We start from the raw sequence: 24,732 nt of genomic DNA on the forward strand, positions 1-24,732 counted from the left end.
GGGACCCTCAATATAGTGCAATACCTCTAGGTGCTGCATGCTATTGGAGACCTGACATTGACTGTGGTGCTTGGTGTGAGGTTTCGCCTTGGTCGTTGGGTTACGGAAAGGAACTATTGGAGGTGACGTGAAATAGAGAGGTGGAGACGTTGATTTGTGGCACTGGCCATAGCTGTCTTCATCTCTCCTAGGGATATCGTGAATATCTTGAAGAGGCGGACGCTGATAATCCAGAATTGTAATTTTGGGATCTTGCTAATCCTTTCTTTGAGAAGTGTTCGTGTTGCCTTTAGAGAGTTTGCTCCAAGGATGTCGCGATTACTCTCGCCTTATGTGCAAAACCCACAAATTGCTCCCGGTCCAGATGGGTTCGAAAGGTAATAGACACCGAGCATCGCGCATTGGTAGAGTGATTTATCGTTCTAGGGGTTGCCCCTGTTAGATTCTGGGCCATCGTGGTTTTGGTTTTCTTTCTCGTCGCACTCTCTTTTGATTGCCATGGTACGCGCGCATTCTATATCTGTTTTGGTTTTTACGCTACGGTTTCATACCATAAAAGCCAAATCGACCCAAGTGCTTTCGACTGAGGTGAAAATGAGGATTCCTAGGTCGTTATATATGGCTGACCTCTAATGATGACGTGGTCAGGTTCTGTTGGTTTGTTTTGGCGGATTTGTTAAATTAAAGAGCCATTACTTGATGGCTTCCTGAGGAAACTTTTAGTTCGAGGTAGATATTTTGGCGGATCTGTAGATCCTTTAATTTCACTTCCCCACACGGGGTCAACCCATTTATTAAAGTCAGATAAATCACATCTGATTGGCTTTTGGTAAGTGTTGGTTTTTGGGTTCCTTAGAAAGGATGCAGCTCTTTGGGCGACAGGAGACGCTCGGCGCTGAGATATCAAATCCTCTGTCGCCTTTGGTGAAGCCTTTATCAAGTCCTCTTCGGCTTCGACTACCTGAGCTTTATCATATCGAAATGGACGTTCGAGAAGGAAGGTCTCATCTGCTATCGCGTCTTTGCCTATATTGGCGACATTTGGATCGCTAAAGTATCCAATTGAAACTAGCGAGTCACCGTTACGCTAGTTAGTAGCGTAACGGAAAATGGTTGACAGTCGGTTATGGATGAAGAGTATCTTGTGGTCACTGGCCCTAGGCGTCGCAACTTTGGGTAACTTTGTAAAGGTGGTCAAAGATACAAAGATAAGGGCGTGGAGTCTCCTGGAATAGGTGAATTAATCGGTATTCGCCAGAATTTCGCTGACTATCTCCCTGACCTGATTTTTCTTTATCTTGCCAAGTGCTGTCTTGGGGAGGCTTTCTAAAATTACAATCTTGCGTGGAGCGTAATACCTTGGGAGTACCTCTCGGACATGATCTTTGACTTGTGATAGGGAGATCGGTCCATTTGTTATGAGTGCGGCAACCGTGATTTGGCCAAAGTCCTCGTCGTCTATGCCTACAACCGCAACGTCTAGCACTGCATCGAGGGTTCGAATTCGTTCTTCAAGGAGAGATGGCACAACCTTTTCGCCTCCGGTCACAATCATCTCGGCCGCTCGTCCCCAAACCGTCAGTTTTCCATCTATCATTGCCCCTACGTCGCCACTGTGGAAAAATCCATCCGAGTCGGTTAGAGGACTACTGTCTCGATAGCAACTAGCGAGCATCGGGCCGGCTATTAATATTCCTCCGTCCTCTTTGATCTTCACCTCTACGCCATCGAGGGGGACTCCGTCATAGACGCATCCTGATCCGGTCTCGGTCAGTCCATAGGTAACAGAGGCGTTTCTGGGTACATTTTCAGGAGGTACTCCGGCTCCCAGAATTAGATATTCAAAGTCGCCCGGATTGATTTGAGAGAGATTGGCTCGCACGATAGACATGTAGACCTTGTTTGCCTTGGCAATCTCGGTGAATCTATCGTATTCAAATCTCTCAAATGTTTGAAGTGGCATCTGTGAGTATTGAGCTTTTGTGATCGTAGAGAAGCCACCTATGTGGCTAATAGGCAAAGCGTTGAGCCAAAGGCCATCGCCTATTTGAGCTCCAATTCGCTTGAGAGTGGCATGGGCTGAGGCTTCCATTGCCAAATGACTATGTTGAACGGCTTTTGGATGGCCCGAGGTTCCCGAGGTTGTAGCCACCAAAGCACAATTTTCGATTAAATCGTGGATTCTTTCCCGCCTTTGAATCGATCCATCAGCCCGCACGACCTGATCCGGGTCGATTTTAGAGATCAATTCATCAAGAAATGGAGCAGGTGCCCTCGGATCTAGAACGCAGACTGCATCTCCTTTGTCCCAGCATCTATGAATTTCATCGACTAGAGCATTTGATTGCGACTCTATAAAGGTGATAAGACGTGCCACAAAAACTAAGGTTATAAGTAGAAGTTGCTTTTGACGGCCGATTCAAAGCCTCTTTGCTCCAAATAAGAGATGGATCAATTAGAGTTGGATCAAAACAGATTTGTCTTAGAAGGCCTGAGTCAAAGTCATAAAGTAGCTATGTTGTTGCCAAAATGGGCTGGCTCGGAATGCTGAGTTGCCCCTAAAGCGTTATTGATAGCTGCCGGGTTGGCAGTTGTTGAATTTGAAGGGTAGTTATCGTGGGTTCATCTTTGTTTGGCTGGGTTAGCGCAGGCGACTTCGTAGACATCAAGTATGAACATTTGGATGGGATCGCTAAGATCACCATAAATCGCCCTGAGGTTCGGAATGCATTTAGACCTCAGACATTGGTGGAGCTGGCAAAGGCCTTCGAAGATGCAAGAAACGATCCGAGCGTTGGCGCGATAATTCTAACTGGCGAAGGGGATCTGGCCTTTTGTTCAGGTGGTGATCAGAGGATCCGGGGCGAGGATGGATATATCGGGAGTGATGAGCTTGGAAAAGCGGGTATCGGACGGCTAAACGTCTTGGATCTTCAAGTTCAGATTCGAAGACTTCCTAAACCCGTCGTTGCCATGGTTGCAGGCTATGCCATTGGTGGTGGCCACGTCCTTCATCTGGTATGTGACCTCTCGATTGCAGCTGAGAATGCTAAGTTTGGCCAGACTGGGCCAAGAGTCGGTAGCTTTGACGGTGGCTATGGCGCTTCATTGCTGGCTCGAACGATCGGGCTAAAGCGTGCCAAGGAGATTTGGTTCCTCTGTCGTCAATACGACGCACAGACAGCTTTTGATTGGGGCCTTGTAAATGCGGTTGTACCTCTAGAGAACCTAGAGGCGGAGACTGTCAAGTGGTGTCGAGAGATGCTGGATCTTTCGCCTTTGGCTCTAAGAATGCTCAAAGCTTCATTCAACGCAGCTGACGATGGTTTAGCCGGGGTTCAACAGTTGGCCGGCGACGCCACTTTGCTCTTTTATATGACCGAAGAAGCCCAAGAGGGACGGGACGCCTTTAAAGAGAAGCGAAAGCCGGACTTTGATCAATTCCCAAGGAGACCATAACTTTTCATCGTGGATTGCAGGGTTTTTGTACATTTATCAAATGTGAGAATTTTTCTTCGGGCTATGGTGCTATTGGTGTCTTTTTCTAGTTTCGATTACTCACAAGTCAGGTTGGTTAGCTAAGTGGCTACTACTAAGGAATGGGTTGCAGGAGCTCGTCCCAGGACTCTACCCGCTGCTCTGGTACCAGTTGCCATTGCAAGTGGTGCAAGTGGCAGTCATTTTGTTTGGGATAGAGCAGCTTTGGCTCTTGTGGTTTCTTTGGCGATTCAAATTGCGACGAACTACGCAAACGACTATTCCGACGGTAAGCGGGGCACTGATGACGTTAGGGTTGGCCCAATGCGTCTTGTCGCGAGCAAGAAGGCAACTCCAAAGCAAGTTCTATTGGCAGCGATGGTATTTTTTGGCGTAGCAGGTGTTGCGGGCGGCGTCTTGGCGCTGATAGCTGCTTGGTGGCTTTTGATCGTGGGGGCTTTGGCGATTTTGGCTGGGTGGTACTACACCGGTGGCAAACATCCTTATGGCTACCTTGGCTTGGGCGAGGTCTTTGTCTTTGTCTTTTTCGGGCTGGTTGCTGTTCTGGGCACCTACTACGTGCAGGTATCCAAGGTTGATTTGACTTCAGTGGTCTTGGGATGCGCTTCGGGGTTTTTGGCAGTTGCTCTGCTGGTGATAAATAACTTGCGCGACATCCCAACAGACAAAGCTTCTGGCAAGGCGACCTTGGCCGTGCGGATGGGCGACACCAGAACACGAAAGTTCTACGTCGGGTTGATGGTAATGGCAGTACTGCTTCCTCTTTTGCTCGTTGGGACCTTTCCCTATCTTTTGATACTTTTGATACTTTTGATTCCCCTTTGGGATCCTATTAATTCGGTACTAAATGGAGCCAAAGGAAGAGATCTCATTGCAGTTTTGGGTAAGACGGGTCGGCTTCAAATTCTCTTTGGTCTCTTGGCTACTCTTGCTCTTGCTCTCAAATAGCTGCTCTCAAATAGCTACTCTCAAATAGCTATCTGTTGAGATCAAATTGTTGAACGAAGATCCAGTTTCCATAGCGAGAATTTCTTTGCAACCTCTGAGTTGTCGAGTAAGGGTTTGACCTGACGCCTTTACCCATCTATATGGTCTATTTTGACGGGGTCTTTTCAATAAATGTTCCAAAGGGCTCTTGGCGTTATGGGTTCTTCGGTGAATTTATGGTTCTCATGGGCAGTGAGCACGGGGACAATTGCGCAATTCGTAAATCAACTCTTTCAGGTGGTATTTTTTGACTCAGAATGCAGGTACTATGCCTTATTCGACATTAAGTGCGGAGCTTAAAATCCAAAACGGGTAAAAATCCACTTTTGCAATTGTCTCCTTGGGAGTTTCTGGTTTTCTATGTACTTTCTCACCGTACTTCTTCACTTTCTCTAATGGGGCCCCACCACAAGACACTATCGACTATGAGGGTGACCAGAAGTGATTTCCCCACAAAGCATCTTGGGCTTCCGGCCAGTTCTTTGGCTTGCTCTCATGGCCGATAGCGTCTTCATGGACATCACCAGTCTCGATAGAGCAACTTTAGCTGAGTTGGTTATCGACAGGTGAGCATGATCACCGTCTGTCTCAAAAGCATCGGAGATGGAATCAAAACGAGTACACACCTCAAGAATCGCAGACTTGATCTCGTCACTTACTCTGTTCGTCATCACATAACGGCGATATTTAGGAACCAGTACAATGTGGGCACGAAATTGATATAGACCACATGCCTTGGGTTACGCCAATCATCGATCATATAATGGAATATAGCACCTAGTAAATAATGATATTTCAGATGTAGAAATGGTTAGTAAAAGCCCACAGTACACAACAGCAATCGTGGCCATCTTCTTGATAGTCGAATCCGATCGCCTAGTTCACGACTCATGCCATAATCAAGACATAGCGCAGCACTGTCATGGAACCAAGGCGTCGATTGGGTTCATGGCCCTATAGAGCTCACACTCTGACTTGCTCCTTGAAATCAAGCAAAGAGTATGGGAATGTCGTCGTGTTGAGATAGTCGACTAATTCCTTTGTGACTGGTTCAATCTTGGGAATGAAGCGATTGTGGGTTACAGCAGAGCGCCCTTGCTTCCAAACGTGTTCCTGGGGATTGAGTTGCGGAGAATACGGAGGGAAATGGACTGCTTCGATGTGATGCTCCCTAATTGCCTCTTGAGCGACGCTCCCTCTGTGCCATCCTGCCCCATCCCATATAAGCAGAATCTTCTCTCTTGGGTAGATCTTGCGGATCGCCAGCAGTATGGCCGCTGTTTCATGCATAGTCTGGCGCTCTGTTGCAAATGCATGCTCCTTGCCTGTCTTGAGGTTCAAAAACCCATAGATGCTCCGGTTCTTTCTGGTTCCATTGGTCTCAATTACAGCTGGTGTGGTTCCTTTCGGTATCCACACTTTCTGAGTAGTTGTCGCCTGAGTGAGAACCATCTCGTCTTCACAGAGAATCACCGTATCTGGATCAGAGAATGCCTCTTTCAGACGTTCTTGCTGCTCGTCTTTCCATTCAGCTACCGCTTGTGGATCAGCCTTCTCGTACTGTTTGCCCGGCAGATGGAAGCTGAACTTACTTTCCCGAAACAGAACGTAATAGCTAGTCCTAGAGGCATAGAGAACACCGTATCTGCGCTTGAGTACTGTAGCCAGGATCCGTGTTGACCAAAACGGGGAACTGCTATAGCCGTGGTCATTGGGAGTTGTAGTCGTGAGCATGATTGCCACTTCATCTCTTTGAGACTTTGAGAGAAGTACCGGAGCGTTGTTATGGCGCTTGTCCTTGAATGCCTCAGTGCCAACGCCGCGGAATGACCGTCGAATTCGCTGTACATGCTTGACAGAGAGGCCTGTCCTGTTGAGGGGACTCCCATCTTCAAGGGTGAGAACTGCCAGCGCCCGCTTATATTCGTCGATGTTTTCAGTCTTCGCCATGAATGCTTCAATAGTGGCGAGTTCCTCGGGTGTAAGCATGTCATGAGAAGATTAACACACCCCACAAGAAATTAAAAGGGCTCATTGGAGCATTTCAGAGTGTTATGCGAATAGGTGTCAAGGAGAGTGAAAAGCCAAGCGCTCTGCGAATAAGTACGACATCCAAAGGTTTCTCAACTCGCTAGACCGCCAAGATCGTCCACTACACGCCCATACCACTGAAATAATCGCACATGATCTGCATGAAGCAATAACCACCTTTAGGACAAATAGCAAAACAGCTATGAAAGTTCGATCTCCTTGGCACAAGAAGAACTACCGCCCTCTATCGTTCTCAGCTCTATCGTACTTAAGGGGGTACGGTTGGCGTATCTCCAAAGGCCAACTCCACCTATCACTAGGAAGAGGCCGTCCACGTATTGACGTAGCGATTCCAACTGTTTTGGACTCTTATGTCTAACAAGAATGTTGACCCTGAAGTGTTAACCCAAGCTATGGGGGTGAGATACAACTGTGTTGGGACCAAGATCACAGATAGTTCAACCTAAATTTCCCTTACAAGACGGTGCGTGACGGCTCTTAGTCTGATAAGTTGTCCTGAGCGTTGGTGATTCTCCGGTTTTGGTATCAGTAAAATCTCTTTCGAGACACTTGGTGTAGTCAATGAAGACGGTTAGTTCTCACTCGTCTTTCAACTCTCACTTGAAAGAGTCTTTTCTCTAACTTTTTAGTACCGTTTTGGACAACGCTCTCTGGCTAGTGTTCCGTATTTTAATCGATATAGTGGCGGCAATTTCCTCCCTAAAGGCGATTCCAGAGGGCGAAGGTCCGTCGCTTATCATCAAAATTGCACTGCGATTTCTATCGCCTTGTAGGGGATTTACAACCTCTTTCGTTCATGACGCACGACCAAGTTCGGTCTAATTCGCTGGGCTAGACGGCAATAGAAAGGATTCATTACCAGCATCTCGTTGACCTTGTAATGGGTGAGTGCTGCCAAAAGAGATGCACTTATCTTAGCTGTGCGCTAGTGGATTGTCTTGTGAGATCTCTGAGCTCTCAATGTTTTGAGTCGGACCACCAGAGGTTTTTACGTACGAAGCTTCAAGGACGGAGGTAAGGACTTTATTTGGCTGATCATCTCGATAGCCCTACCTCCAGCTCGAATGGGCCATAACCTTCATCAAAGACCGCAATGACTTTCTAATCCTATTATGGGATGATTATGGCTAAACAAATCTCATAAAAAGAGGCGCCTGGTAGTAAACTTCTGGTACATTCGTGAGGAAAGCAAGGTTCAATAACGAGTGATTACGAATTGTGTGACTTAGGTTCGTGAAGCTAGCTCCATAGGTGCTCTAGTGATTCTAACAATAGGAGAATATGGATATGGCTCCCGACTCGATGGAAGAGGATCTATTCGAGAATTACAGCCAACGAAAACCTGACAGTCGAGGCCTATATCTTTGCTTTGGTCGGTAATGATACGCCGTTCTTACCGTAGCTTAGAGGAATTACTTTTTGTGATCTCAGGAGCGGTTGGTAATCGTAAAGGGGACTTACGAAAATTAAATTACGTGATTTTATTCCCGTTATCATACTTTTAGTGTTGGTAGCTTGTGTCGTTGATGATATTCGGTTGCACCATCCGCTTGGAATGATTGTCTCGCCGATATTCGTTTCAGTCTTTTTGTCTAATTACTACTGGGGATCCCCACGCGGCGAGATCCACTTACTGTGGTTGAGCGTCGGATTAGTAGAGATCTCGGTGGCTTATACTTTTCGCCACGAGGGGCTAAACGTTGTTGCATTTCCATTGGCGGCGATAGGAATAGTCACCATGATAGGGGCGGTAGTCGTCTATCGCAAGAAAACACGCTATCACTCGGAGATATTAAATTGATTCTCGAATAACGGACTACCTAAACATTAGCGGAACCAGTAGATCAGCAGCCCTTTATCTTGAACGGACAACAAGGTGCCATCTCTAGAGACTAACCATCACTAATGGTGAAAGATAAGCAGAGAGATAGACGTGGGTCATCTCATTAATCTTTTATCATCAAGTCGATCTACATGGTTGTGCACTAGCTTTTGTATAACCGTTAGCAGCTTTTTTTATGACTTGGCCCTATCCATTGCAAAATATATCCATTAGAGAACATATCCATTAGAGAACTAAGCACACGAATAAACACAGACCCACTCTGAGGGCTAGGGCTCGGGGGCACAATGCTTTGAGCTTTCATCGCTGTTGGTGCTAGGCGGTTCTGGCTAGAGATATCAAATGGCTTGTGGAGTTCACCACAAAAGTGACTTTAGGCAACGAGCAAATGTCATCCCAATTTGAGAACGGAGAAGAAGCTTATGATAGAGCGACACATTGAGAGCATTGTGGTAAATAATTACGAGCGAATAACGGTTACCCCGCAATTGCTCATCATACTGGCGGGTCCCCATTTAATGGTCCAAAATTAATGTGATTTTTGGATCGGGTTATTTTTACATGTTAGCGACTCTAAGGAAAATTCATAGAGCTTTTTGCGTTTTGTTTGTACTTGTTCAGCACGCGGCTTCGATCGTGGATGCAAGCTAATACGTTTGCGCCACGGCCATCAAAAGTAGCGCCTTACGTGCGTGAAGCTCTTCGGAATACGTCGGGTGAGCCAATGTACCTAGATTCGGAGACTTGGTTAGCTGGGTAAAAGTTGTTATATAAAATACGGTCAGGGCAGTTTCTGAAGCTTGTGGTGGTCATGGTTTTCGTGGCCATTGTGGTATCGCCGAGAAGAACCCCTGCTGGTTTCGCACTGGCTTTCGGGATGGCAGGCGTTATCTCCTTCGTTCTTCTTCCTGTGGATCAGTTGTTTAAACTGTGCATCAAGCGTAATCTAAGTACAGCCAATGGTACGGATTAGCCGACATTGATCGAGGCAAAACAAGGGATGAAGGTGAACGTGGGTCATTTTGCCGTCCATTTCGTTACCAGGTAGGCATCTATGGCTTTTAGCTAGTTTCACTATAGGCGGAGCAGATTTTTATGACCTGACTTTGCTGTGACCTCGGATTCAACTGTAGCTATGGGCCAAAAGTTCCTCCAATGAAGTCACTTTTGGCTTGGTATCGAGGTCCAGTCAGAATTGGACTTGGCACAACTCGCGCTCGAGATTCTCTCTCTGGAGCGAGAACTTAAAGTTGTGGCTTCGATCTCGCTTGGCCATAGTTGAGATTAGTTTGATTCGTCTCGGAGAAAGGATCTACCAAGGGTTGCATCCTCACGTTGACTGCTTAATCGTCTCTGGCTCGGCCTTTTAAATTTGCAAATACTGTTCTTTACCAAGCATGGCTAAGTTCACCATAGTGGCCTAAGGGTTAGTGAATTATAAATCTGGCGACTATGGGTTAAAGTGTCGTTCTTTTTTGTCTTATCCCAGATGTCGATGCTCACAAACGCAGTGGAAATAGAGGTTCATTGGTGACGATAATCCTAGGATCGATCCACATCAAAAAACCAAAAGGTCGCGATGGTCTAAATGATCAAACGGGACCTTTTATCTTTAGTACTAGGGACTTTTGGAGCTGGTGTCTATTTTGACTGTTGGCCATAGGCTCTTTGGTCGGGACTGATTAGATAGGAATCTACTCTATTGACCCCTATGAGGGTTGAGAGATTGATCAGTTAACCGGATGCGAGAGGCACAAAGATCTCGAATAGGGGCCTTTGTCACAAGAGAAACCAAAGCTAGCCCCTAATCAATGCATCGGAATTATGGTTGGGTTATGTAGGGAGCGTTCGGTGCCGATTCGCTTTTGGTTGTTGCTAAGACGCAACTAGAGCTGGATAAATGGTGTCACCCATCGACTCCAAAGGAAGGCAGTCATGAAAGCACTTATCTATAGAGGTCCTGGCAAAGTTAGCTGGGACACGGTTCCAAACCCTGTAATTCTGCAGCCGACCGATGTAATTGTAAAGATGGTCGCCACCACTGTTTGTGGTACGGATCTTCATATTCTAAAGGGCGACGTCCCTGAAGTTAAACTTGGTCGGATTCTTGGACACGAGGGAGTTGGTGACATCGTTGAGGTAGGAACTGACGTTGAGCGATTTAGCGTTGGGGATCGAGTAATTTTGTCGTGCGTAAGCTCTTGCGGCAAGTGCTCCAACTGTCGACAGGGTCTTTATAGCCACTGTCTTGATACAGAGGGACTCGCGGGGATTGGCTGGATCTTTGGGTATATGATCGACGGGACTCAAGCCGAGTATGTTCGAGTTCCCTTTGCTGAGAATTCGCTCTATAAACTTCCAGAGGGCGTATCGGTAGCTGAGGGCATCTTATTGTCGGATATTTTGCCAACGGGATTTGAGATTGGAGTTCAGTACGGCCATGTGAGCCCTGGCGATGTAATTGCTGTGATCGGATCTGGACCTGTCGGATTAGCTGGGGTTATGACCGCTCGTCTTTACGGCCCCTCAAAGATTATCGCTATTGATCTAGATGAATCTCGCCTAAAGCGTGCATTGGAGTTCGGCGCGACTGAGACGGTGAACTCAACCGATGCTGATTGGAAGGAACAAGTCTTAGCGTTGACCGATGGAGCGGGAGTCGATGTCGCCATCGAAGCCGTTGGGCTTCCTGGCACATTTACCATGGCCACGGAGATCGTTCGCCCTGGTGGTAGTGTTGCTAATATTGGTGTGCATGGCAAGGCGGTCGAGCTTGCGCTTCAAGATTTGTGGATCAAGAATATTGATATTTCGATGGGCCTTGTGAATACGAACACCCTTGGTATGTTGTTAAAGCTCGTAAGCCAGCACATCTTGCCGATCGATAAGTTCATTACCCATGAATTCTCGTTCGATCAGATGTTAGAGGCCTATGACGTCTTTGCGAACGCTTCGCAACACGACGCGTTGAAGGTCATGATTTCATAGGTTGCATTTAAGGCCGAGATCTGCTGTCGAGTTGGCTCTATTGCCCTTTGACTAACAGGGCTTGGCTAACATCCGATGGCTAGCGCCAATCGGTGGGCGAGGGTCTCGAATGAAAAAGTTTTGAAACTCTCGCTCACCAGGTGGCTTTTACACAAACTTGAATGTTTGACGGTGTAGCTCACATGGTCGTCATGAACTTCAAATTGATGATCCCTAGATCACCAGATTCACTCACTACGCGAAAGTGAGAAAGATCCCTGAGGCGAGGTTTCTACCCTAAATGCAAGGCAAAGATGTGGCGCTTCGGGGAGGACTCCAAGCAAAGCACGACCAACCCATGTTGGATGGAGGCGATGGGCAACCATCGACCTATTTAGATTGCATCTCTATGGATAGGAGCTCAAGCACTGAAGCTGCGATTGAGCGATGACTGATGAGACAAAGAGTACCTATAAATACGTAGGTATTTTGGAGGGGATTAACTCTCGGTTATCAAGATAGCGATCGGGATAGACCAATTGTCAGGTTCCTCATGACTATTAATAAATTTAAATTTATGAAGTTGTTCACCAGATCGCTGGATGAAGTTGTCTCATTGATCCACCGACATTCAACTGCGATCTATACCATCTTGGCTAATGGTATCACTTGTGCTTTTGTGACCTGTTTCGCCTTCATGGATGGTCGATCTAGATCTTTCTATCTTACTGGGATTGGGAGATTGGCTAGTTGTCTCGGGTAATCGTGACGGTTGGAGAATTGGGCAGAAAGTGCAGGCAAAGATGTGTACCCAATATTACAGGGAGATCTTTTAGCGAGATGAAGATAGCCGTTTTGATAAAGCAAGTCCCAGCAATTTCTGAACTGGCTATGGGTGAGGACGGTCGTATTCTTCGTGATGGTATCGCTTCAGAGATGAACCCATATTGCCGCCGAGCCCTCTCCAAAGGGCTAAGCATGGTTGAAGAATATGGTGGCACCTGTTTAGTCTTTACCTTTGGACCTACAAGTGCACTCGAAGTGCTTCTTGAGGCGCTTTCAGCCGGGGCAAATTGGGGCTACCATATAACCGATCCTTCCTTCAGGGGCAGTGATACATTGGCGACATCGAAGATCATTGGCCGGGCCCTAGAGAAGTTCGGTCCATTCGATATCGTTCTTACTGGGAGAAACTCGATCGATTCAGATACCTCCCAGGTGCCCCCTCAGATTGCCCAAGATCTGAAGCTTCCTTTTTTAATGTCTGCCAAGGAGCTAACCCTTCGAGGCAACCAGGTATTTGCATACCTAGAGGACGACGAGGGATATAGCGAGGTCTCGGTTGATTTGCCGGTAGTTATAAGTGCTGCAGAAAGATTATGCGAACCCACCAAGGTTCCAAAAGAGTTGTTCGATCCAACTAGCCACTTCAAGGTGACTGTGCTTGGCGCTGAGGAACTTGGCTTTTTTGAGAAAGAAGTTCCATCGTCAATGACAGCGGTAGTGGGGACCAAGGTTCATAGTTCAATTCGCATGCGGAAGCGCTTGATCGGATCTGTCGATGAAATTTCCATGGAACTCGCAAGTGAACTATACGAAAGAGGCGCATTTCGCTCTATCGTTGCTCGTTCGGGGTCACCGGATCTCGTTAAGAATTCTCTTGTTAGCGAATCTTCCCAGGATGATTCTTGTGAAGATGATTGGGACGAAGTTTCTTTTGCCTTCGATGATATGAATTTGGATACGCAGCAGTCTCAGGATTACGTGGCGGTATTGATCCCCGGTGGTTTTGTCGAGCAATCACGTGCGCTCACTGCGCGTGCGGGTGAGGTTGCGACTTCCTTTGGTGCTTCATTGGTCGCCTTTGTCGTGGGTAATGTGACTCCTAGAGAGATCAGCCAGATAAACGCAGATGAAGTCTTTTTGTTAAAAGGCGGCTTCGCTCCCTTGGAATGCGCACAGTATCTGAGTCAATGGATGAGCCAACATCCAACGCGCGCACTTTTGGCCCTTTCGACCACTGCTACTACCGAAACTTTAGCCCGGGTGGGTGTTATCGGCTCGTATGGGATGATCGGTGACTGTATAGATCTTGAAGTAACAAACGGCCGAATAATTGGCCATAAGCCCGCCTTTGGTGGATCCACAATCGCATTGATTGAAGCGCTGTCACCCACAACTCTTGCAACATTGCGTCCGGCTCTAAGGGCCTTGGGGACCGCTCCAAGACGGATAGCCAAACGACATGTTGTGGAGAGTAAAGGGCTATCGTCGATTGTGTTTGGCGTACGTAGCCATCTTGATGACTACGGGGTTTTGGAAAATGCCCCCATTATCATTGGCGTTGGTGCCGGTGTTGAAGGTGGAGACTACCTTAGCTTGGATCCAGTAATTGACCTATTGGGGGCATCAATTGGTGCGAGTAGACGCGTAACTGACAAGGGCCTGATGCCCAGAACCCGCCAGATCGGAATAACGGGATCTTTTGTTAGCCCTGATCTATATATGGCAATTGGTATTTCGGGTAAATTGAACCATATGATAGGGGTTGTCGGAGCTGATACGATAGTTGGAATTAATCCCAATCCTTCAGCGCCGATCTTTGACCATTGCGATTTTTCAGTGGTCGCAGACTTTCGTGTAATGATGCCAGCTCTTTATCGCGAGTTCTCGAGAGTGCTTATGGAAGGCCCGTTATAAAGTTGTAGACCATTCGATCGACGTCAACTTATTGAGCGCTTAGAACGGTATCTTTGCTGGTCTGCCTAACCTCTTCGATGAGATTTTTGTGTCCTGGTAGCCTAATTGCCGGCTAAAGCCATAAAGTCCTGCAATGTATTATTAACTATCGCATCCAAACGAAGTTTTGGTCGATTGTCACAACTCTTCAATAGTAGGGTTAGGCTGTTTTTGTGTCTTATCTGGGTATCTATCTCACAAGTCTGGTAGTGATCTTCGTTGGAGAACTTCCAGATAAGACGATGATCTCGACGATTATTCTTGCTCGATCTTTTTCGCGCACCAAGCTATTTATAGGCGCAGGTCTAGCCTTTATCTCACAAACAATAATTTCGATCGTTGCTGGCCGATTGGTGGGAACGTTGGCTCGCACACTAGTTGTCGACGTCTCGACTGCATGCTTTTTTATTCTTGGCGGAGTCGTATTGTATCGCGCGATCAGAAATAAAGAAGAGGATGCAACTTCAACCGCATGGGTTAGAGAAAAGGTGCGAGGCCAATCGCAACTAGTAGCGGCCTTTTTGATTGTTTTTATCGCTGAATTTGGCGACATCACTCAACTTGCCACCATAAGTTTGACAGCTCGATTCAATTCGACACTTATGGTCGGCCTTGGTGCAGTTAGTGGGCTGCTTCTTGCATTGTCGGTTGCCTTAGGGGCCTCGGTTGTATTGGATCGGATACCAGAGAGAAGGCTTGAAATATTCGCGGGTGGGGCATTGGTGGTGGCTGGTATTTTAAGTCTGTTTCAATAGTGGCGCTTCGGCTTCTATCTGATTGGTTATCCTATTCGACGGACTCCGCTAGTTAAGGCCCCACCACAGTCCCCGCCAGCTTGCCAATACCTACTTAGGTAGCTTTGTAGTTGGCATTACATCTGTTTTAACTTTTCGTCGCGAAACTAATCATTTAGCCACAGCGCCCACCTGTCCAACTGCATAGAAGCGAAGAGTTCGCCGCAACATGGACCATCTTTTGGAAGCGTGATTGCCTTGAATCGGCTATTGCTTAACTTGTGTATAATCTATTGGCGATAGGTTTTGTAATCTTTAGTAAAAGACAACCAAATGAGGTTGTTTGTAGTTCGAGACTACAGGGCTTGCTTTGTCACTTTCCTCATAATCAGAATGATCTTGGCTAAGCAGATCATTAGAACTTTGCTGGCCTTGATTCATAGATTCAAGACAACGCCCTCTTTGTGAAATCACAGCAGGAAATCGAAACGGGAAAATGCAGTCAATGCCTAGATTAGGAGAGTTCTGTATTGTTTCCGGGCGGAATGCTATCTATTTTTTGGGATAGTTTGCTCTGTGGATTCAAATAAATCTTCACATTTTCTTGTTGCCATACGGAAGATATATTGTCAGCACGGCCCCACCTGAGAGTTGGTTGCTTGCAACTATAGATCCGTTATGTAGCTTTACGATCATCTCGGCGATGGAAAGGCCCAGACCTGCAGTGTTGACTCCTCTGGTGTTGTAATCTTTGCTAACGGCGCGGGAGAATGGCTTGAATGCTTCAGAGATGAATTCCGGTGGAAATCCAGGCCCCATGTCGCTGATTGAGATTGATATTTGATCGTTTGTGATTGCACTTGAGATGGTGATGACTGAGTCATGAGGTGCGAAACGCAGAGCATTTTCCATCATATTTTCGATGACTCGTCCAAAGTGGGCCGGATCGACTTCAACCCTAATTTGCTCATCTAGATCCAAAACGAGCAGCACCTCTTTTTCTAGGGCAGCACTTTGATATGGGGTAATGCTCTCAATGATGACATCTCCAATTGGAAGCAGTCGCTTTTGAAGTTCTATCTCGTGTCGTTCGCCATTGGCTAACATCAACAGGCTATTACAGAGCAGATTCAAGTTCATGATTGAATTAGATGTGTGAGCGATCAACCTCGTAACCTCTTTGGGGTCTCGATTAGGAGTTAAAGCCAATTCCAGATCGGCCATTATTCTCGACAGAGGCGTTCGAAGTTCGTGACTAGCAGAGGCAACAAAGACTTTCTGCCGCTCTATAGACTCTCCTACGTCGGATAGAAAGTGATTGAGTGTGATCGCCAGAGAGGACAGTTCGTCTTTGGTCGCTGGGATGGCTAGCGACTTTGTGGATCCCTCATTTCGTAGTCGTTCCGCCTCCAATCGAAGACGCTCAACTGGCTTTAGAGCTCTGGTAGCTAGCCAAAATCCCCCAAAGGCAGCCAATAGGACGAGCAGGGGTATCCCAAAGATGATTCTAGAGAAGATAGTTCCCTCTGAATCTGTTAGCTGATCGGTTCCAAGTCCGATGAGGAAGATCTGTTTGGTTCTTTCGTATTGGATTGCCTGGGCGAGGTACCTTTTGCCGTCGCTTCTTTGGCCTAGAAGTAGATATGTCGGCGATGCATCAACCTTGGACAATTGACTTTTTGAGAGTTGACTTGAACTTCCGGCTTCGATGGTTGAATAGAGCAATTGGAATTTGGCGTTGTAGATCTGGAGAAATTCGGGATCGCTATTCAATTTCGCCTTGAGAGCGGTAGCCGTCTGGGGGAAGATAAATTGGCTGGTTTGTGACTCCAAGATTGCAATGCGTGCATTTAGATTTGCCTTGATCGTTGATTTGATGGTATTGGCGTTGCTGACGTATAGGTACCAACCGCCAAGCGTCGTTAAAATAAGCGTGGCGATGGCGAAGACTATCGCCATTCTCAATCTAATTGACATTTTTAGAGGTGATGAGTTTGAGACGATAGCCTAAGCCGTGCAAGGTCTCGATCTCGATGTCACTGTTTACTCCGCAGATCTTTTTTCTTAGTCGTCGCATATATTGATCGACAATATTTGGAGCAACCTCTGTCGATTCGTGCCATATCGAATTTATTAAACTCTTTCTTGAGACCACAAAACCAGCCCTTTGGATAAGGGTTTCAAGTAGCTGAAGCTCGCGGGGGGTTAGTGCGATTTCAATTCCGTTGCGACGCAGACTACGAGAGAGCGGATCTAACGTCAATGAGCCAAAATATACCATTGGGGGACGAAGAGTTAAGCCTCTACGGCATAGAGCTTTGAGCCTAGCTGCGAGTTCCACTAGCGAGTAAGGTTTTACCAGGTAGTCATCGGTGCCCGCATCAAACCCTAAAATTCGATCATTGAGGGTGGAAAGAGCCGTCACCATAATTATCGGTGTCCAGTCGTAATGTTCTCTGACGTACTGGCATATTTCAATCCCGCTTCCATCGGGAAGCATCAGATCAAGAATGACAGCATCGTAGCTAAAGCGCGATAGCGACTCTTTGGCCTGAACTAGAGTTGTCTTTACTTCGACGATAAAGTTATTCTCAGATAAAAATTGACTTACCGAAGATGCCAATTCGATGTCGTCTTCAATTAGTAGGATTCTCGATGGACCCTCAGGTCCAGCACTACCTTTTTTTTGGGGACCATATGCTAATAGTGGGACAGAATCGTCTTGTGATGAAATATCCTGTGAACTCAAGACAGATGCCTCATTTTGATTGTGCTTTCGAGCGATTTTTGTCGATGCCAAAACCGATATGAACTAATTTCTAGTTTATATCGGTTTTGTTGATGGGCGCGCTCGCGTGAAATTGCAGCTCCGATGAGATAGATCTAAAAGTACCATTCCGTATATTTCAATGCTTATCCTAGATATCCATCTTGGAATATGGCAATTGCAGTTCCGATGAGATTCGACAAATGACATATCTTTCGCGATGGTTCATCTATTTGGAACCGAATCTAACGATTGCTGATTTGGTGGTAGCTCATCAAGATGATGGCTTGAGATGTTCGAAGTTTGACCTATTATACGAGCCACACAGTCACAGATAAATTTCAAATTAGATATGACTAAGGGGAGGATAATTTGAAATATCCTGACTTGGTCTTCTAAGAAATAATTGATCAGATGAAGATAAATCTCTCAGATCATTATTGTTAATTAGCCACGGCTAAAAAGGTGGAAATCTGCAGATCTATCACATCTAGTGGGTAGTCCTGATATTTAGTGAATCCCAAAACCTGGATTCTTTATGCACTCTCAGCTTGCGCAAGCCGTCGTTGTAGTCGTGGATTGTCCTTTGGCGATCTCTATCGTTTGCGGGTTGTGATAAGGATCGGACTCTAGCAAGGTTTATGACAGACGATATTACCGAGTCCTGGCCTTTCCTTATTTACGATGATATAGCGGGAGTTTTTTGTGATAATAGTTGGCAATGTCGAAATTATGATTTTGTTCGGATAGGATTCATATGTCGCTATACAATGAGGCTATTTGATTGAATTGAATATTGACTGCTCACTTTGTGTACCTTATTTATACGTCGATAATTTTTGAATATGAGTGGTTAAGGAAATATTTTATTGTAGTAGGAATATGCATGATGTAGTCTATTGGTGATTTAAAATCTTCTAACTATAGTAATTTAGAATCATAATAATAAAGCATAAAAGCTTTTTGTTTCGGTTTATTACAGGTCATATTGATTGGTACAACTGTAAAGCTGAATGCATATTCTAACAGTTGATCAATGTGTTTTACTTCATTATTAGCGTTTAGGTTGTTAAGAATTAGATTACTGTTAAGGCGGAGTTTACCTATGCGCCGGCTTTGATTCCAAAGTCGCGAAGGTATTTCCACTTTGGGCGTTATTTTCTTGCTGGCAACTCCCGAAGTTCGATTTCGACACCTTTGAGATGAATCGGATTGGGGCGTCAATAGAGATGGCGCGGTGAATCAAGATCGAAAGTTTGATTCTTGGCAAGCTAGGCCGACCTATACAAACTTAGAGGATGGTCATTATGCCCGAGGGGGATTTTGGTGGTAGAAATGGAATCAGAGCGCTCTGATTGTTACTTGTTTATTTAAGGTTGCTTGTATTACTTCTTTAGGGCTGCTTGGTGCGCACGAAAATAATCGACCCTCCTGCAGGATTCCTATGACTTTGTCTATCTCAACTGTTATACCCATTACGACTTCGACTATGACGAAAAGAGCTCGCAGCGGTAGTTGTCTTTATATGTTGGATGCGGTGAGAAACTGGGATATGGCTATGGCGCATTCGTATGGGCGTTCGCCCAAGAGATAGTGCCCGCTAGAGGCGACCTCAATGAGATCTAGGTTGTCTCTGAGGCGCTCTTTCATGAGGTGGCCGATTTGGCCGAATTTTGCGTCGTTTTGGCCATAAAGATAAGCAAAGGGCACCTTTAGCGATGCTAGTTCTTCAAGAAGGTAGCTTTGTCCGGCTAAACCCGTTGATTTTAAAGACTGTGCCAGCTTTATGGGTTCATTCACAAGGCGTGATCCAATTTGAGCTTGATCTGGATGAATTCCTCCAAAGATTGGCGCAGAGAGCCATTTCATCAAGAACTTCCTGAGCTCTGCTTCGTTAGTGATTTGCGATAGTGATAGTGCTAGCTTCTCATCGCTTTCTCTGCGACTTTGGAGAGCACTTGAATCGATCAAGCCCGGATTTGCCCCTATCGCTATGAGGCCGGCTGCGGCTTCGGGTCGATGGATCGCTATGTGGTAGGCGATTCTACCTCCTAGGGAGTATCCGATGAAAACCGCGGAGCCGAAGGTGTCGCCTAGCATCTCCGCGATCTCTCTGAGATTTAGGTTTGGAGGGTTTTGGCTATTGTGGCCTGGTAAATCGACTAAGTGCAGGGGTCGATTTGTTAGCTTTGCGAGGAGGCGCGCAAAGGGAGTAAGGGTTTTTGCATTTTGGGTAAAACCGTGGATTAGCACGATTTTGTTTTCGTCTTGTAACTTTGTTGGAATCGCGCTTGGCGCTATTGTGTGGAAGAGTATCTTAGCCATTTCCCGGGACCTTCGTTAAAGTCATTCTTGGTGATTGATGATAGCCTAGATATGTAAGGATAAATTTAGGGAACTTTTTCCTTATCTTAGAAGGTTGAATCTAATTTGAGGTTTTGGCGACTAAGAAGTGGCGGTTAAGTTCTCTTTCTTCGTTCTTGGTTGGAAGATGTTTTGTAAATTGGGTGTAAGTTGACTTTCGAAATCGACGAGGCAGTTGGTAATCAGTTCGTGGCTATGACAATAGTGGATGAGCTCTATCGAAATGGAGTTCGCTATGTCGCCATCTCTCCTGGATCGAGATCTACTCCGCTAGCTTTGGCGTTCCTTGCTCACCATGGTATCTCTGCTCGAGTCATTTTAGATGAACGCAGTTCATCCTTTTTCGCGCTCGGGCTAGCGAAGGCTTCTAATGCTCCCGTTGCTATTTTGACTACCTCAGGTACGGCATCTGTGGAGTTGAGCCCCGCCATAACCGAGGCTTACTACTCGGGTCTACCTCTGATCGTACTTAGTAGCGATAGGCCGCTTGAGCTCTATGGAACGGGATCTTCACAGACGATAAATCAGACTGAGCTGTATTCTGGTTTCGTGGTGGGGAGGATCTTGATTGATGCTGGCGCTAAAGGAGCTTGGAGCAGTATTCGATCATCGATCTCAAGGGCTGTCCTAGAGGCCAAGGGTCTATTTGGACCTGGGGGACCGTTTCATTTGAACGTCTCGTTTAGGGAGCCGTTGATTTCACCCCAATACGAACCAAACGGGCAGTTTCAGGGTAGGGGAAACGAGGAGCCTTGGTACGAAAAGATAGATCTCGCCTCGCACGACAAGACTTACGAGTTCGCGCGCACTCTATGCTCGGTCAGACGTGGTCTCATAGTGGTTGGAGAAGATCGTCAATTAGAAGCTATATTCGCGATCTCTGAACTACTTGGTTGGCCGACGCTAGTCGATCCTCGTGCTGGAATCGTGAGGCGTTCTCGTTTTGCCATTACCCACTTTGATTCAATTTTACGACAAGGAACCCTAACGGAGGCCTTGACTCCAGAGGTCATACTATATTTTGGAATGCCATCTGCCTCTAAGGTGCTTTCGCAATTTATAGCGAGGGTCTCGTCGAATGACAATGGCCCACTGACCAAGGTCTTTCGATCTGGGCGTAGAGCATGGGATCCAGAGGGCACGGCTTCGGGGTTCATAGTTGGCAACCTTGAACGATTGGTAGCGCAACTTTCTGGCCAAGCAATCGAAGAGCCCTCTAAACATATCGAAGCCTTTACCAACGCCTTTTTGGACGCTGATGGCCGAATTGAAAAGGTTATCGAGGGCTCTTTGGACCTTGGCGTAGAGACTCGTTCGATTCGTGAGGTAGTTCGACATTTGCTCCCAAGTGACCTCTTGTTTGTATCAGCATCGATGCCAATTCGCGACCTTGAGAATTTTGCCTCAAATGAGAATAGCTTTCCGGTGATCCTGGAGAACCGAGGCACCAATGGGATCGATGGGATTATCGCGACTTTTTCTGGAAGTGCTAGCCATTTAAGTGCGCTCTGTCCCGATACGATAGCGGTTTTGATCTTGGGTGACCTCTCGTTTCTATACGACGTCTCATTTTTAAGGGAGTTCTCCCGTCTTGATTTAGCAGCTCTAATCGTCGTTCTTGACAACAATGGTGGAGGCATCTTCTCGTTTCTTTCACAAAAAGATATCGTCGATGAGAAGTCGTTTGAAACACTCTTTGGAACTCCACATAATAGTGACCTAGACCGCATTGCTAGAGGGTTTGGGATTGATGTAGAAACATCAAAAGATGCATCACGAATTCAAAGCGCAATTGAGGAGGTCAGAGGAAGCAGAAAGACCTCGCTCCTGGTGATCAAAAGCGACCGAGACGAAAATCTGGCGGCTCATAAAAAGATAAATGAGGCGATCGCAAAAGAGTTCTCCATCGATTGATTTATCATTCATCACCAAAGATGAGCCAAAACCCATTAGAAATCGCCACCAAATAGTGACCAAGACTTTGAGAGATCTCTGCTTGTTTGGAACGCTTTAGTAGCGGCTGTCGTCACCTTGGTTTGGGGTTCATCAATTATGGGGCCATTGAGTGGGTAGCTACATGGGCGACGAAGAGTCAAAGAGGCAGAGTCGGCGAGGAAAGATCCCCAGGTGGGAGGTTCTAGGGTAGTGCTGGCTATCTGCAGTGCTGGCTATCTGCGGTTTTGGGAGGTTTTAGTTCCGATCGATTTGCTCTTTACATATTGACGATATCAACGATATTGACCAGGGATAGATTTAGATGGAAACGTCAAACAAAAAATAGATGATCCATGCAATCCAAGGTGAGTGATGGTCCTCCAAGGAACAAATTCACATCGCTAGTGCCACTAGGATGATTGCTATGAGCGCTTCAAATTTCAGGGTTTCGGAAGATCTTAGATGGCGTGGTCTTATCTATCAAGTAAGTCACGACCAAGTTATAGATCTAATTGATAACGGCGAAGCGGTAGCTTATATAGGTTTTGATCCATCTGGGGACTCTTTGCACGTTGGCAACTTGATCCAACTGCTGAATCTGCGTCGTCTTCAACTGGCTGGTAATTCAGTTATCGCGTTAGCTGGTGGGGCCACAGGTATGGTCGGCGATCCATCGGGGCGCTCCCAAGAGCGCAATTTGCTTGATCAAGATGTCTTGGAGTCCAATGTGGCCAAGATTAGAGTGCAACTCGGCAAATTTTTAGACTTTGAATCCAAATCGGCTAAGGCACATCTCCTAAATAACGCTGATTGGCTATCAAACTACAGCATCTTGAACTTTCTCAGGGATGTTGGCAAGCATATTACTGTAAATCAGATGATGATGAAAGATTCAGTACGAGTTCGTCTAGACGAACGCGATAGCGGCCTTTCCTTTACTGAATTTAGCTATATGCTCTTGCAGGCTGCCGACTTTGCTCATTTGAGTGATACCTATGGATGTAATCTCCAAATGGGCGCCTCTGATCAGTGGGGAAACGTGGTCACTGGAATTGAACTGATTCGAAAGACCCGGCAACGTAGCGTCTATGGAATAACTTCGCCTTTGTTGCTGAAGGCCGATGGGACAAAGTTTGGAAAGAGCGTAAACGGAGGTGTCTACTTAGACCCAGAACGCACTTCTGAATATGAGTTCTATCAGTTCTTTCTTCGTTCTCCAGATCAAGAGATGAGCCAACTCCTAAAGTTCTTTACCTTTTTTAGCCGTGATGAGACTCAAGACCTAATCGATAGTTCCATCCAACGACCAGAAGAACGCGAAGCTCAGCGGGCATTGGCTAGCTCTATGACCGAATTGGTCCACGGAAGCGATGGTCTAGCGATGGCTGTCAATGCCTCCGAGGCTCTCTTTAGCGACGACCTCTACTCGGTGGATGACAGGGCGTTATCGATGGCCTTGGCAGGTGCGCCTCGAAGTGTAATTGCTCGAGATCTCTTGATTCAGACGGCTAATATCGTCGAATTTATCCTTGGTGCTGGATTGGTGACATCCAAATCAGAGGCAAGGAAATTGATTCAACAGGGCGGACTCTATCTCAATAATCGTCGAATTGAAGATGATCAGAGAGTCGTTACTCTGGATGATTTGCTCGGAATTGGAGCGGTTCTACTTCGAAAGGGAAAGCGAGACTATCTTCTGGTGGATGCCAAATAGTTAATCAAGCAGTTGAGGTTAGATTGAGGCTCCTAGAATCTCGCGATAGTATTGCATCTGCTGCTGCGACTCGTACTTCAACGAGGGACTAGACGACGCCCGATAGCCATCGTGGTTGCTTCTTGGCACTACGTGAAAGTGTAGATGTGCAACGCTCTGGCCAATAACGTTGTTGTTGAATATCAGATTGCCGCTTGCTTTTAGAGCTGCACGTTGACATTGGGCAACTTTTTTTACTACCACCATCAACGAACCAAGGGTTTGTGGGTCGCACTTGGTTATCTCTAAGATGTGAGCATTTGGGACTACTAGGACGTGACCTTTTACGACCGGTGATCGATCCAGAAAGGCGGTAGTCTCTAAATCTTGGTAGATGATATATCCCATCGAGTGTTCCTCGATGATATCGCAAAATGTGCAGGTCACTTTGTTGATACTATCAATTAGGCTCGACAAATAGGGAAAGTTTTGCGACTTAGTTAAGGTTGCACCAGAGGTATTGGATACGCATTGAAATTTGAGTCACCGATGGAACAAAGTGAGCCATCGAAAGAGACCTCGAGAGATCAAGAGGAGTTGACATATTTGCGTGACCAAAGGCGCCTTCTGTGGTCCTTGCCCACCGGGCTGTATCTTTTGGGAACCAATTACGACAAAGCACCTCATTTGATGACGACCTCATGGGTTAGTCAGGTGGCGACTTCTCCAAAGATTTTGATGTTTTCGGTAGAGGCCTCTTCGAAGACGGCCCGAAATCTGGACCATACAAAGACATTTGCGCTTTCAATATTAAAGACCGCTCAACGTTCATTGATTAGGCGATACGTAAAAGGCGACCAAGTCGTTAATTTTACAGAAGATCTTTTGGAGATTGAGGGGAATACTTTTTCTCTAACCTCTAATTTGGATCCATTTGTTCCAGATGGCGTTGGAGTGATTGAGGGACAGATTCAATCGAAGGTAACTTTCGAGAGTCATTTCGTGTTTTTTGGCGAGGTCACTAATATGGCGCTCTTTGACAGTGAGTGCGATGTATTATCCATGGCCGATACAAAGATGAATTATGGAGGTTAGCAAAGGAAAGACAACTCCTTTGCTAGCGCTAAGTGAGAAGCTAGGTTTCTTAGGAAGG

General features: G+C 46.3%; 16 protein-coding genes and 1 pseudogene. 9 read left to right on the top strand and 8 right to left on the bottom strand.

Features of this window, described 5'->3' with window-relative positions:
• Positions 1-1,240 precede the first annotated feature (1,240 nt).
• Positions 1,241-2,377, bottom strand: coding sequence for an AMP-binding enzyme (locus ACIDITHRIX25_RS71215; RefSeq protein WP_201732409.1), 1,137 nt, complete (start codon positions 2,375-2,377; stop codon positions 1,241-1,243).
• Between the two features lie 239 nt (positions 2,378-2,616).
• Here ACIDITHRIX25_RS71215 and menB point away from each other — a divergent pair, with 239 nt between their 5' ends.
• On the top strand, positions 2,617-3,459 hold the full coding sequence (gene menB, locus ACIDITHRIX25_RS71220; RefSeq protein ID WP_052605817.1) for a 1,4-dihydroxy-2-naphthoyl-CoA synthase: 843 nt from the start codon (positions 2,617-2,619) through the stop codon (positions 3,457-3,459).
• A gap of 123 nt (positions 3,460-3,582) precedes the next feature.
• Complete coding sequence (locus ACIDITHRIX25_RS71225) at positions 3,583-4,446, top strand: 1,4-dihydroxy-2-naphthoate polyprenyltransferase (RefSeq protein ID WP_052605818.1); 864 nt, start codon at positions 3,583-3,585, stop codon at positions 4,444-4,446.
• 455 nt (positions 4,447-4,901) lie between these two features.
• On the opposite strand, the pseudogene tnpA reads toward ACIDITHRIX25_RS71225, so the two are convergent.
• The 3 genes and pseudogenes from tnpA to ACIDITHRIX25_RS71240 all read right to left on the bottom strand — a co-directional run.
• Positions 4,902-5,198: pseudogene (tnpA, locus tag ACIDITHRIX25_RS71230) on the bottom strand (IS200/IS605 family transposase); the annotation flags it as partial.
• 250 nt (positions 5,199-5,448) lie between these two features.
• Positions 5,449-6,474 (bottom strand): IS630 family transposase, encoded by a 1,026-nt coding sequence (locus ACIDITHRIX25_RS71235; protein ID WP_201732410.1) that lies wholly within the window; start codon positions 6,472-6,474, stop codon positions 5,449-5,451.
• A 242-nt stretch (positions 6,475-6,716) separates the two neighbouring features.
• Positions 6,717-6,872: a hypothetical protein gene (locus ACIDITHRIX25_RS71240; RefSeq protein WP_201732411.1), complete on the bottom strand. Its 156-nt coding sequence runs from the start codon at positions 6,870-6,872 to the stop codon at positions 6,717-6,719.
• A 1,202-nt stretch (positions 6,873-8,074) separates the two neighbouring features.
• On the opposite strand from ACIDITHRIX25_RS71240, the gene ACIDITHRIX25_RS71245 reads away from it, so the two are divergent.
• The 4 genes from ACIDITHRIX25_RS71245 to ACIDITHRIX25_RS71260 all read left to right on the top strand — a co-directional run bounded on the left by ACIDITHRIX25_RS71245 (position 8,075) and on the right by ACIDITHRIX25_RS71260 (position 14,841).
• Positions 8,075-8,338, top strand: a complete 264-nt coding sequence (locus ACIDITHRIX25_RS71245; protein ID WP_152626029.1) for a hypothetical protein — start codon at positions 8,075-8,077, stop codon at positions 8,336-8,338.
• Between the two features lie 1,977 nt (positions 8,339-10,315).
• Complete coding sequence (locus ACIDITHRIX25_RS71250; RefSeq protein WP_201732412.1) at positions 10,316-11,368, top strand: zinc-dependent alcohol dehydrogenase family protein; 1,053 nt, start codon at positions 10,316-10,318, stop codon at positions 11,366-11,368.
• Positions 11,369-12,187: 819 nt separating this feature from the next.
• On the top strand, positions 12,188-14,047 hold the full coding sequence (locus ACIDITHRIX25_RS71255; protein WP_201732413.1) for an FAD-binding protein: 1,860 nt from the start codon (positions 12,188-12,190) through the stop codon (positions 14,045-14,047).
• 212 nt (positions 14,048-14,259) lie between these two features.
• Positions 14,260-14,841 (top strand): TMEM165/GDT1 family protein, encoded by a 582-nt coding sequence (locus ACIDITHRIX25_RS71260; protein ID WP_052605825.1) that lies wholly within the window; start codon positions 14,260-14,262, stop codon positions 14,839-14,841.
• 573 nt (positions 14,842-15,414) lie between these two features.
• On the opposite strand, the gene ACIDITHRIX25_RS71265 is transcribed toward ACIDITHRIX25_RS71260, so the two are convergent.
• From ACIDITHRIX25_RS71265 to ACIDITHRIX25_RS71275, 3 genes are all read right to left on the bottom strand, one after another.
• Complete coding sequence (locus ACIDITHRIX25_RS71265; protein ID WP_160291826.1) at positions 15,415-16,779, bottom strand: sensor histidine kinase; 1,365 nt, start codon at positions 16,777-16,779, stop codon at positions 15,415-15,417.
• A 7-nt stretch (positions 16,780-16,786) separates the two neighbouring features.
• Complete coding sequence (locus ACIDITHRIX25_RS71270; protein WP_152626030.1) at positions 16,787-17,569, bottom strand: response regulator transcription factor; 783 nt, start codon at positions 17,567-17,569, stop codon at positions 16,787-16,789.
• A gap of 1,539 nt (positions 17,570-19,108) precedes the next feature.
• The gene (locus tag ACIDITHRIX25_RS71275; protein WP_201732414.1) at positions 19,109-19,912 is read right to left on the bottom strand and encodes an alpha/beta fold hydrolase; all 804 of its coding nucleotides are present in this window, start codon (positions 19,910-19,912) and stop codon (positions 19,109-19,111) included.
• A 189-nt stretch (positions 19,913-20,101) separates the two neighbouring features.
• On the opposite strand from ACIDITHRIX25_RS71275, the gene menD reads away from it, so the two are divergent.
• Positions 20,102-21,865, top strand: coding sequence for a 2-succinyl-5-enolpyruvyl-6-hydroxy-3-cyclohexene-1-carboxylic-acid synthase (menD, locus tag ACIDITHRIX25_RS71280; RefSeq protein ID WP_201732415.1), 1,764 nt, complete (start codon positions 20,102-20,104; stop codon positions 21,863-21,865).
• 445 nt (positions 21,866-22,310) lie between these two features.
• Positions 22,311-23,600 carry a tyrosine--tRNA ligase gene (gene tyrS, locus ACIDITHRIX25_RS71285; RefSeq protein WP_201732416.1) on the top strand — a complete coding sequence of 430 codons (1,290 nt, stop codon included), beginning with the start codon at positions 22,311-22,313 and terminating at the stop codon, positions 23,598-23,600.
• An 18-nt stretch (positions 23,601-23,618) separates the two neighbouring features.
• Here tyrS and ACIDITHRIX25_RS71290 read toward each other — a convergent pair whose 3' ends face one another.
• Complete coding sequence (locus ACIDITHRIX25_RS71290; protein WP_201732417.1) at positions 23,619-24,026, bottom strand: HIT family protein; 408 nt, start codon at positions 24,024-24,026, stop codon at positions 23,619-23,621.
• A 102-nt stretch (positions 24,027-24,128) separates the two neighbouring features.
• Between ACIDITHRIX25_RS71290 and ACIDITHRIX25_RS71295 the strand changes: the two genes are divergently transcribed.
• Positions 24,129-24,674, top strand: a complete 546-nt coding sequence (locus tag ACIDITHRIX25_RS71295; protein ID WP_201732418.1) for a flavin reductase family protein — start codon at positions 24,129-24,131, stop codon at positions 24,672-24,674.
• The last annotated feature ends 58 nt before the right edge of the window (positions 24,675-24,732 follow it).

Source organism: Acidithrix sp. C25 (assembly GCF_904848545.2).